The following is a 3,548-nucleotide window of genomic DNA, read 5'->3' on the forward strand; positions in this document are numbered from 1 at the left end:
CGGCTCGCTCATTCCGAAGGGCCCGCTGAACTTGAGCTTCGGAGGTTAAGCGCGTGGGTTTGTTCGACAGCTACTACTCGCCCGACACCTACCAGGACAGCGGAGGCCTGCTCGGCCGCCTGCTGTCACAGCTCACCATGCAGGGGCAGTATCAGCCCGGGGGCGGCTTCCCGCAGTCGCCCATGGATGCAAACGCGGCTATGCCAGCGCCGACGCAAGCACCGGCGGCACCGCAGCAGCCGCAGAACGCGCCAATCCAGATCGGCGACTACAGCATGCCGCGGATCGGCGCCGGTTTCGCCGGTGCGGCAGCTATGCCGGCGGCTCCGCAGATGTCGCCCGGGAATGTGCCGCAGCAGCCCCAGCAGCCAGCAGCGCCGCAGCAAGACATCGCGTCTCTCCTCCATCCGCAGCAGACCGGCGGCCTTGGCGGCATGATGCAGGGCGCTCTCGCCAATGCCCATACAGGACCGCTCGGCATGCTGCTCGGTGGCGTTGCGGGTCTCGCCGGCATGGGCCAAGGCACGCCGCAGCAACAGCAGGCGCGCCTCCTCAACGTGCGCTACCAGGCGCTACAAGCTGCTGGAATCCCGAAGGAGCGCGCGATCTTGGCCGCGATTGATCCAGACGGGTATGGCAAACCCATTATGGAGGCGCTGGGCGGCAGCAAGTACAGCTTTGCGCAGTTGCCGGATGGCACGATCGTTCGGCAGGATCCGCGCACGGGCGCGGTCGCGCCAGCGTATCAGGGGACGCCCAAGGCCGATTTCGGCGTCATCAGCAAGAGCGACGACGGTACCGAGCGGTATGGTTTTGTCGACAAGAACAAGCGCACCGTCACGCCGTACGAGGCTCCCGATGCAGAGGCGAGCTCCAGCACCGTCACCGGTCCGAACGGGCAGCAAATCGCCGTCCCGGCCGGTGTCGACCGCAAGACGTTCGTCCGTGAGGTCACCAAAGCCGGCGCGGATGCTGCTACCGGGAAAATGACAGAGACGCAGGCCAAGGCCTCGGCCTTTGCGACCCGCATGCAGCAGGCAGAGGCGGCGCTGCGCCCGATCGAGGGCGAAGGCACGTCGTATGCTGGCCGCGCGCTCGATGCGCTACCACTTGTCGGTGGCACGGCTGTGACCAACTCCATGCACTCGGCCGACTATCAGAAATACCGGCAGGCCTCGAGCGCCTTCATCACCGCCATGCTCCGGCAGGAATCGGGCGCGGCCATCTCGAAGGAAGAGTTCAGCCGGTACGAAAAGGAAATGATGCCGCAACCAGGCGACGCTCCCGAGGTGCTGACGCAAAAGCGCGCGGCCAGGTGGGCGGCGATCGAGCAGATGCGGAAGGCCGCAGGTCCCAGCTTCGGCTCGTCCGCGGCTTCGCCCGGTGGCGATGCTTCGCCTAGCTCGAGCGGCGGCACGACGCGCACCGGTGTGAAGTGGAGCGTTGAATAATGCCGGTCCTCAACATCGAAGGCAAAAAGGTGACGGTCGACGATAGTTTTTTGAAGCTATCACCGGCCGAACAGCAGTCCACCGTTGACCAAATCGCGTCGTCGTTTGCGCCTGACCCGATGTCGCTCGCATCGCTCGCATCGGCCGGCAACAGCACTGTGCGCTCGCTCGCCACCGGCGTCCCGATCCTCGGCGGCCTCGTCAACAAAATGGATGCGGCGACGAACGCCGCACTGGCGCCGGTGCTCAATCCGCTGTTCGACGAAAAAGACCAGCTCAACGAACCGACGTGGTCGGAGCGATATGCGCACTCGCTGCGCGATCAGGAGGGCATGGATGCGAAGTTTCAGCAGGAACATCCTGTCATCGACACGACTGCAAAGCTCGCCGGCGCGGCCGCCGGCACGATCCCGGCGGTATATGCAGCACCTTGGGCGTTCGGAATCGAAGGTGGCCTTGGCGGCATGATGGCCCGCGGCGCGCTTTCAAATGCCGCGCTTGCCGGCGCGGATGCTGGCGTGCGTGGTGAAAACCCCATCCCGAGCGCAGCACTCGGCGCCGGAGTAGGCGCGGCTGGCCCGCTCGCGGGAGCCATTGCGCGACAGGTTACCGCGCCCATCGTCAGCAACGTGCGTGCGCTCTTCAATCCGGAGGGATACGCGACGCGTCAGGTTGCCCGCGCTGTCAGCGAAAGCGGCCTCACCACCCAGGAAATCGCCGATCGAATCGCGCAGGCCAATGCCGAGGGGCAAGGCGTCTTCACGATGGCTGATGCCATGGGCAACGCCGGACAGCGGCTGTTGAGCAGCGCCGCCCGTGGCCCGGGAGAAGGCCGCACAGCTGCGGTGCAGGCCTTGGAGTCGCGGCAAGGCGATCAGGGGCGCCGGTTGACGACTGCGCTTCAGGACGCCTTCGACGCGCCGCAGACCGCAGAGCAGACGCGCGCGGCGATGGTCGAGAACGCGAATTTCGAGGCCGGCCGCAGCTATGCGCCCGTGAAACGCGAAACCATGCCGATCGACGTCAGCGCCCCGGTTGCGATCGCGAACCGTGCGATTTCACCGGCCGCTGACAATCTTGCCCGAGTTCGGGGCGCGCTTCCGACAGACATTGGCGCGCGCACTGGCATCGAGGCGCAAGAAGCAGTGTTGCGCGACCCGATCGGCAACGCCCTCAAAGAGGCGCGCAGCTATCTCGCGGCCCCGACGCTCACGCGATCGAACGTCAACCAGGCTTTCCGCGCCAAGACGAACATCGACATGATGATCTCCAAGGCGACGGACAACAACCAGGGCGCCTTGGTCGCGGAATTGATCCCGATCCGGGATGCGTTGGATGAGGCCTTGGCGAGAACGTCCAGCAGCTACGCTGGCGCTCGCGATGCTTACCGTGAGGCTCAGAGGCGCATTGAGGCGCTGGATCTCGGCAAGCTGATCGGCTCGAAGCCGGGCCGGCCGGAGGATGCCATTCGGCAGTTCAACGCTCTGCCGGATGCGGAAGCGCAGACCGCATTTCGGCGCGGCTACGTGGATCCGCAGATCAGCGGAGCACAAAACGCGGCTTTCGGCACGAACAAGGCTCGCGCTCTCAGCTCGGACGCGATGCGCCAGGAGCTTGACGCGTTCGCCGTTCCCGGCCGAGCTCCGAAGCTGCAACGGCAGATCGACCGCGAACAGACGATGTTCCAGACGCGGAATGCTGCGCTGGGCAACTCCAAGACGGCCGAGAACCTCGCCGACGATTCGGCGCTCTCGATCGACCCTTCGGTGATCGGCCACATCTTCAGCGGCAACTACACCGGCGCGGCGCGCCAGCTAATCCAGTCGAGTTCGAACGCACTGAGCGGCAATAGCGCCCAGGTGCGAGCTCGTCTCGCCGAAATTCTGTTGCAGCGTGGCAACGTGACCCCGGAGGCGCTGGATACGATGGTTGGCGAGACGATGAAGCAAATCAAGCGTCTTGATCGCCTAATGGGTACCGGTCGCGAAGCGGTCCAAGCCGCCGCGTCGTCGACGCCTGCAACACTTTCCGAGAAACCTCAACGACGTCTAACCAGAAGGAATTGATATGAGCGACGATCGCGCCCCCTCCGGCCAG

At 65.2% G+C, this 3,548-nt stretch carries 3 protein-coding genes; 2 read left to right on the top strand and 1 reads right to left on the bottom strand.

Translation table 11 applies throughout. From position 1 onward, the window contains the following. Positions 1-53 precede the first annotated feature (53 nt). A complete protein-coding gene (locus ACV1FX_RS41510) occupies positions 54-1,451 on the top strand; it encodes a hypothetical protein (RefSeq protein ID WP_473123250.1) in 1,398 nt (465 codons plus the stop codon). A gap of 59 nt (positions 1,452-1,510) precedes the next feature. Here ACV1FX_RS41510 and ACV1FX_RS41515 read toward each other — a convergent pair whose 3' ends face one another. Beyond that, a complete protein-coding gene (locus ACV1FX_RS41515) occupies positions 1,511-1,810 on the bottom strand; it encodes a hypothetical protein (RefSeq protein ID WP_473123251.1) in 300 nt (99 codons plus the stop codon). A 105-nt stretch (positions 1,811-1,915) separates the two neighbouring features. Between ACV1FX_RS41515 and ACV1FX_RS41520 the strand changes: the two genes are divergently transcribed. Beyond that, positions 1,916-3,517 carry a hypothetical protein gene (locus tag ACV1FX_RS41520; RefSeq protein WP_473123252.1) on the top strand — a complete coding sequence of 534 codons (1,602 nt, stop codon included), beginning with the start codon at positions 1,916-1,918 and terminating at the stop codon, positions 3,515-3,517. Positions 3,518-3,548 lie beyond the last annotated feature (31 nt).

The organism is Bradyrhizobium ingae, from assembly GCF_055791185.1.

Excerpts from the sequence above, each read along its gene's own strand:
- ACV1FX_RS41515 (WP_473123251.1), bottom strand. The coding sequence starts at position 1,810 with ATGTTCCTGCTGAAACTTCGCATCCATGCCCTCCTGATCGCGCAGCGA.
- ACV1FX_RS41520 (WP_473123252.1), top strand. The coding sequence starts at position 1,916 with ATGATGGCCCGCGGCGCGCTTTCAAATGCCGCGCTTGCCGGCGCGGAT.